Annotated in this window: 4 protein-coding genes; all 4 read left to right on the top strand. The window is 70.4% G+C overall.

The features are described from left to right. The first annotated feature begins 67 nt into the window (after positions 1-67). Positions 68-1,750 carry a thiamine pyrophosphate-binding protein gene (locus tag ACFW01_RS04345; protein WP_234956835.1) on the top strand — a complete coding sequence of 561 codons (1,683 nt, stop codon included), beginning with the start codon at positions 68-70 and terminating at the stop codon, positions 1,748-1,750. A gap of 11 nt (positions 1,751-1,761) precedes the next feature. Continuing rightward, the gene (gene frc, locus ACFW01_RS04350; RefSeq protein ID WP_234956834.1) at positions 1,762-2,994 is read left to right on the top strand and encodes a formyl-CoA transferase; all 1,233 of its coding nucleotides are present in this window, start codon (positions 1,762-1,764) and stop codon (positions 2,992-2,994) included. A 4-nt stretch (positions 2,995-2,998) separates the two neighbouring features. Then, positions 2,999-5,143, top strand: coding sequence for an acetate--CoA ligase family protein (locus ACFW01_RS04355; RefSeq protein ID WP_384502338.1), 2,145 nt, complete (start codon positions 2,999-3,001; stop codon positions 5,141-5,143). Between the two features lie 124 nt (positions 5,144-5,267). Then, positions 5,268-6,647 carry an OFA family MFS transporter gene (locus ACFW01_RS04360; protein WP_384502339.1) on the top strand — a complete coding sequence of 460 codons (1,380 nt, stop codon included), beginning with the start codon at positions 5,268-5,270 and terminating at the stop codon, positions 6,645-6,647. Positions 6,648-6,732: the final 85 nt, after the last annotated feature.

Consider the following 6,732-nt stretch of genomic DNA (forward strand, 5'->3'; position numbering starts at 1 on the left):
ATTCGTCGACTGTATGCAATCTACCGCGAGAGCGCCCCAACCCCTCGTGAAGGGACAGGACTTCGCCATGCCCGACGACACCCAGGACCTCATCTCCGGCGGTCACCTCGTCGCCAAGGCACTCAAGGCCGAGGGGGTCGACCGCATCTACACCCTGTGCGGCGGCCACATCATCGACATCTACGACGGCTGCGTCGACGAGGGCATCGAGGTGGTCGACGTACGCCACGAGCAGGTCGCCGCGCACGCCGCCGACGGCTACGCCCGCATCACCGGAAAGCCCGGCTGCGCGGTGGTCACCGCGGGACCGGGGACCACCGACGCCGTCACCGGTGTCGCCAACGCCTTCCGCGCCGAGTCACCGATGCTCCTGATCGGCGGTCAGGGCGCGCACACCCAGCACAAAATGGGGTCGCTCCAGGACCTCCCGCACGTCGACATGATGACGCCGATCACCAAGTTCGCGGCGACCGTGCCGGACACCGCGCGGGCCGCGGACATGGTGTCGATGGCGTTCCGCGAGTGCTACCACGGCGCGCCGGGCCCCTCCTTCCTGGAGATCCCGCGCGACGTGCTGGACGCCAAGGTGGCCGTGGAGAAGGCGCGGGTCCCGAAGGCGGGGGCGTACCGCGCCTCGACCCGGTCGGCCGGCGACCCGGACGCGGTCGAGCGCCTCGCCGACCTGCTGGTGCACGCGGAGAAGCCGGCCATCCTGCTCGGCAGCCAGGTGTGGACGACCCGGGCGACCGAGGCCGCCGTCGATCTGGTCCGCACGCTGAACGTCCCGGCGTACATGAACGGCGCCGGCCGCGGCACCCTGCCGCCCGGCGACCCGCACCACTTCCAGCTGTCGCGCCGGTACGCCTTCTCCAACGCGGACGTCATCGTCATCGTCGGCACGCCCTTCGACTTCCGCATGGGCTACGGCAAGCGGCTGTCACCGGACGCGACCGTGGTCCAGATCGACCTCGACTACCGCACCGTCGGCAAGAACCGCGACATCGACCTCGGGATCGTGGGCGACGCCGGGCTGGTGCTCCGGTCGGTGGCCGAGGCCGCGTCGGGGCGGCTCAACGGGGGCGCGGCCAAGCGCAAGGAGTGGCTCGACGAGCTGCGCGCGGCGGAGCGGACCGCGCTGGACAAGCGGCTGCCGCAGCTGAGGTCGGACGCCTCCCCCATCCACCCCTACCGGCTGGTCAGCGAGATCAACGACTTCCTCACCGAGGACTCGGTGTACATCGGCGACGGCGGCGACATCGTCACCTTCTCCGGGCAGGTCGTGCAGCCCAAGTCACCGGGCCACTGGATGGACCCCGGGCCGCTCGGCACGCTCGGCGTCGGGGTGCCCTTCGTGCTCGCCGCCAAGCAGGCGCGGCCCGACAAGGAGGTGGTCGCCCTCTTCGGCGACGGCGCCTTCTCGCTCACCGGCTGGGACTTCGAGACCCTGGTCCGCTACGACCTGCCCTTCGTCGGCGTGGTCGGCAACAACTCCTCGATGAACCAGATCCGCTACGGCCAGGCCGCCAAGTACGGCAAGGAGCGCGAGCGGGTCGGCAACACCCTCGGCGACGTGCCCTACGACGAGTTCGCCCGGATGCTGGGCGGTCACGGCGAGGAGGTCCGGGACCCCGCCGAGATCGGCCCGGCCCTCAGGCGCGCCCGCGAGTCCGGCAAGCCGTCCCTGGTCAACGTCTGGGTGGACCCGGACGCGTACGCCCCCGGAACCATGAACCAGACGATGTACAAGTGAGGTGAAGGCCCATGACAGCCAAGGCTCTTGAGGGCATCCGCGTCCTGGACATGACGCACGTGCAGTCCGGGCCCTCGGCGACCCAGCTGCTCGCCTGGCTCGGCGCGGACGTCGTCAAGCTGGAGGCGCCGAGCGGTGACATCACGCGCAAGCAGCTGCGCGACCTGCCGGACGTCGACTCCCTGTACTTCACGATGCTCAACTGCAACAAGCGGAGCATCACCCTCAACACCAAGACCGAGCGCGGCAAGGACATCCTCACCGAGCTGATCCGGCGCTCGGACGTCATGGTCGAGAACTTCGGGCCGGGCGCGGTGGACCGGATGGGGTTCACCTGGGACCGCATCAAGGAGATCAATCCACGGATCGTCTACGCCTCCATCAAGGGGTTCGGCGACGGCCCGTACACCGCCTTCAAGGCGTACGAGGTGGTCGCGCAGGCCATGGGCGGATCGATGTCCACCACCGGTTTCGAGGACGGGCCGCCGCTGGCGACGGGCGCCCAGATCGGGGACTCGGGCACGGGCGTGCACGCCGTGGCGGGCATCCTCGCCGCGCTGTACCAGCGGGAGCGCACCGGGCGCGGGCAGCGGGTGAACGTGGCCATGCAGCACGCGGTGCTCAACCTCTGCCGGGTGAAGCTGCGCGACCAGCAGCGCCTGGCCCATGGTCCTCTCGCCGAATATCCCAACGAGGACTTCGGCGACGAGGTTCCCAGGTCCGGCAACGCGTCCGGCGGCGGGCAGCCGGGCTGGGCGGTCAAGTGCGCGCCGGGCGGCCCGAACGACTACGTGTACGTCATCGTCCAGCCGGTCGGCTGGCAGCCGCTCAGTGAGCTGATCGGCCGGCCCGAGCTGGCCGACGACCCGGAGTGGGCGACGCCGCAGGCACGGCTGCCGAAGCTGCCCAAGATGTTCCAGCTGATCGAGGAGTGGTCGTCCACGCTGCCCAAGTGGGAGGTGCTGGAGCGGCTGAACGCCCACAACATCCCGTGCGGGCCGATCCTGTCCACCAGGGAGATCATCGAGGACGCCTCGCTGGCCGCCAACGAGATGGTGGTGACCGTGCCGCACCCCGAGCGGGGCGAGTTCGTGACCGTCGGGAGCCCGCTCAAGCTCTCCGACTCGCCGGTGCGGGTGACCAGTTCGCCCCTGCTCGGCGAGCACAACGAAGAGGTGTACGTCGGCGAGCTGGGTCTCGGCGACGAGGAACTGCGCCTGCTCAAGTCGAACGGGGTGGTCTGACGTGATGGCCGAGGACCGGACGGCACGGGTGCGGGCACTGCTGGACTCCGTGCGGGCCGAGGGGCGCACCGCGCTCACCGCGCCCGAGGGGAAGGCGCTGGCGGACGCCTACGGGATCGCCGTACCGGGCGAGGAGCTGGCCCGGGACGTCGAGGAGGCGGTGGCCTCGGCGGCGCGCTTCGGCGGGCCGGTCGTGATGAAGATCGTCTCGCCCGACATCCTGCACAAGACCGACGCCGGCGGTGTGGTCGTCGGGGTGGAGGGGGCGGCTCAGGTGCGGGCCGCGTTCCGCCGGATCGTCGACAACGCGCGCGCGTACGACGCGTCGGCGCGCATCGAGGGTGTGCAGGTCCAGGAGCTGCTGCCACCGGGGCAGGAGGTCATCGTCGGCGCGGTGACCGATCCGACGTTCGGGAAGGTGGTGGCGTTCGGGCTGGGCGGCGTGCTGGTCGAGGTCCTGGGGGACGTCACCTTCCGGCTGGCGCCGGTGGACGCCGACGAGGCGCTGTCCATGCTGGACTCGATCCGGGCGGCGGAGGTGCTGCGCGGGGTGCGCGGGCGGGCCGGCGTCGACCGGTGGGCGGTGGCCGAGCAGATCCGCCGGGTCTCCGAACTCGTCGCCGACTTCACGGACATCGCCGAGGTGGACCTCAACCCGGTCATCGCCACGCCCGAGGGCGCGGTCGCGGCCGACATCCGGGTCGTCCTGGCCACCGACACGCCGAAGGAGCGCCGCCGGTACACGCGCGAGGAGATCCTCACCTCGATGCGGCGCCTGATGCAGCCCTCCTCGGTGGCGGTGATCGGCGCGTCGGGCGAGCCCGGCAAGATCGGCAACTCGGTGATGCGCAACCTCGTCGACGGCGGCTTCGCGGGCGAGATCCACCCGGTGAACCCGAAGGCCGATGACATCTTGGGCCGCAAGGCGTACAAGAGTGTCACCGACGTTCCCGGTGAGGTGGATGTGGCGGTCTTCGCGATCCCCGCGCGGTTCGTGGCGGCGGCCCTGGAAGAGGTGGGGCGCAAGCGGATCCCCAACGCCGTGCTCATCCCCTCCGGCTTCGCGGAGACCGGCGAGCAGGCGCTCCAGGACGAGATCGTGGCGGTCGCCGAGCGGTACGGCGTACGGCTGCTCGGGCCGAACATCTACGGCTACTACTCGACCTGGCAGGACCTGTGCGCCACGTTCTGCACGCCGTACGACGTCAAGGGCGGGGTCGCGCTGACCTCGCAGTCGGGCGGGATCGGGATGGCGATCCTGGGTTTTGCGCGGACCACGAGAACCGGCGTGTCGGCCATCGTCGGCCTGGGCAACAAGTCGGACCTGGACGAGGACGACCTGCTGACCTGGTTCGGTGAGGACCCGCGCACCGAGTGCATCGCGATGCACCTGGAGGACCTCAAGGACGGGCGCGCGTTCGTCGAGGCCGCGCGGGCGACGGTGCCCAGGAAGCCGGTGGTCGTGCTCAAGGCGGGGCGGACGGCGGCGGGCGCGAAGGCCGCCGGATCGCACACCGGGGCGCTCGCCGGGGACGACGCCGTGTACGACGACATTCTCCGGCAGGCGGGCGTCATCCGGGCACCCGGGCTGAACGAGATGCTGGAGTACGCGCGCGCGTTGCCGGTGCTGCCCGCGCCGGAGGGCGACAACGTGGTGATCATCACCGGGGCGGGGGGCAGCGGCGTGCTGCTCTCGGACGCGGTGACGGACAACGGCCTGTCGCTGATGGAGATACCGCCGGACCTGGACGAGGCGTTCCGCGCGTTCATCCCGCCGTTCGGCGCGGCGGGCAACCCGGTGGACATCACCGGGGGCGAGCCGCCGTCGACGTACGAGGCGACGATCCGGCTGGGTCTGGAGGATCCGCGCGTCCACGCGCTGGTCCTCGGCTACTGGCACACCATCGTCACTCCCCCCATGGTGTTCGCCGAGCTCACCGCGCGCGTGGTGGGCGAGTTCCGCGCGCGGGGTGTCGAGAAGCCCGTGGTGGCCTCCCTGGCGGGCGACGTCGAGGTGGAGGAGGCGTGCCAGTACCTCTTCGAGCACGGGGTCGTGGCCTACCCGTACACGACCGAGAAGCCGGTCGCCGTCCTCGGGGCGAAGTACCGCTGGGCGCGGGCGGCGGGGCTGCTGGGGGGCGGCACATGAGGTGAGGCCGCGGAGGGCCGGCCGACGGGTGCGCGTCGGCCCGGCCCCGGGACCCGCGCTGCGCACGAAAGGCATGGGACAGGGGGCGCTGGCCAGTTCTTTCGACGCAAGGGGTGCGAACGACATGACAACCACGGACGTCACACGGGTCGCCGTCCACCGGGAGGTGACCGACCGCAACGGACGCGTCTACCGCGTGGGCGAGTCCGACATCGACATCATGGGGCGCAAGCGCAAGTGGATGGTGATCCTGCCCTGGGTCGGCATGATGGGCATCTCCTCCGCCGAGTACGCGTTCGCGTCCGCCGAGGACACGCTCCACGAGGCACACAACTGGTCCAGCGGCAGCATCTACTGGATGATGACCGTCTGGATCTTCTGCCAGGCCGCGGTCGCGTTTCCGGCCGGGCGCCTGCGGGAGAACGGCAGGCTGCCGGCCCGCTGGGCGATGATGCTGGGTTCGGGCGGCACGTTGCTGGGCTATCTGTCGCTGGCGTTCGCGCCGCACGTCGTGCTCGCCTTCATCGGCTTCGGCGTCTTCAGCGGCATGGGCGCGGGCATGGTGTACGCGACCTGCGTCAACATGGTCGGCAAGTGGTACCCGGAGCGCAGGGGCGGCAAGACCGGCTTCGTCAACGGCGGTTTCGCCTACGGTTCGGTGCCGTTCGTCTTCATCTTCCACGGCTACATGGACGGCTCCAACTTCCGCTGGGTGCTGGTCTCGGCGGGTGTCTTCCTGGCCGCGATGGTGGCCCTGGCCGGCTTCTACTTCCGGGACCCGCCGAAGAACTGGTGGCCGGCCGCCATCGACCCGCTGAACCCGCCGGACGACCCGCGGGCCCGGCGTTCACTGGAGAAGAACCCCCCGGCCACCAAGCAGTACTCCCCGCTGGAGGCCTGGCGGACCGGCCGGGTGGCGCTGATGTGGTTCTGTCTCGCCTGCACCTCCGGCGTGAACATCTTCGGCATCGCCTTCCAGGTCGACATCGGTGAGGAGGCGGGCTTCGCGGCAGGCATCGTGGCCACGGCGATGTCGCTGAAGGCGATCGTCAACGGCACCGGGCGCGGCGTCATCGGCTGGCTCTCCGACCTCTACGGCCGCAAGCAGTGCCTGCTCTACGTGTGCGCCATCCTTGGTCTCGCCCAGTTCGGCATCATCTGGTCTGCCGAGATCAGGAACCTGCCGCTGTTCCTGATCTTCTCCGCCGTCTCCGGCTTCGGTGGCGGTGCCATCTTCCCGATGTTCGCGGCGCTGACGGCGGACTACTTCGGCGAGAACAACAACGCCACCAACTACGGGATGGTCTACAGCTCCAAGCTCGTCTCCGGTCTGGGTGCGGGCATGGGTGCCGTGGTCGTGGGCGCCTGGGGTTACAACGGAGCCTTCACCCTGGCGGGCTGCATCTCGATCTTCGCGGGATTCATGGCGCTGTTCCTGCAGCCGCCCGGACGGCCGAAGGGCAAGCGCATCGCGCCCAACCCCCGGCCGCTCGGCGAGGAGTGAGCGCACCACGCGGCTTCGCGCGGTTTCGCGCGGCCGGAATCACCCTGACGGACAGGACGCACGGGACGACCGCCGAGCACGAGCT

The sequence above is a fragment of the Streptomyces sp. NPDC058985 genome, assembly GCF_042740985.1.
Taxonomy (GTDB): Bacteria; Actinomycetota; Actinomycetes; order Streptomycetales; family Streptomycetaceae; genus Streptomyces.

Coding starts and splice junctions, on each gene's coding strand:
- frc (WP_234956834.1), top strand. CDS start 1,762: ATGACAGCCAAGGCTCTTGAGGGCATCCGCGTCCTGGACATGACGCAC.
- ACFW01_RS04345 (WP_234956835.1), top strand. CDS start 68: ATGCCCGACGACACCCAGGACCTCATCTCCGGCGGTCACCTCGTCGCC.
- ACFW01_RS04360 (WP_384502339.1), top strand. CDS start 5,268: ATGACAACCACGGACGTCACACGGGTCGCCGTCCACCGGGAGGTGACC.
- ACFW01_RS04355 (WP_384502338.1), top strand. CDS start 2,999: ATGGCCGAGGACCGGACGGCACGGGTGCGGGCACTGCTGGACTCCGTG.